This is a genomic window from Telluria sp. AZSoR62 (assembly GCF_058111565.1).
On record NZ_JBYTST010000150.1, the window covers coordinates 1 to 361 of the forward strand.

A 361-nucleotide genomic window follows, 5' to 3' on the forward strand; every position below is an offset into this window, starting at 1 on the left:
GGAATCGACGCTTGACCTGGCCTTAAGACGGCGCCTTCAACCCGCAGCGGTCGATTCAGTCACGAGCGCTGAGGACTGGCCTCAGGTCTTGCCCGAGCTAAAAGTGAAGCGCGTCATCGCTTTCGCCACCGTCTTCATCGTACTCAGGATCGAAATCTTCCAATTCCTCATCTTCAACCTCGTGACCTATGAGGCCGCTTTGGTAGAGACCAATCTCATAAAGCCTCTCCTTTAGCTCATGATGAGCGCTACGGATCGCCAAGACTGTAGCCTCGACATTTAGGGCTCCCCTAAGATTTCTTTGTATGCTGTTTACACGCAGCAGACAGCCCAAAGTCTGCACACCCAACAGCCAGTTGTT

Annotated in this window: 1 protein-coding gene; it reads right to left on the reverse strand. The window is 52.9% G+C overall.

Features of this window, described 5'->3' with window-relative positions:
- Positions 1-97: 97 nt before the first annotated feature.
- Positions 98-361: hypothetical protein (locus tag AC3XQU_RS23295; RefSeq protein WP_489876525.1), on the reverse strand; the 264-nt coding region annotated here is incomplete at its 5' end.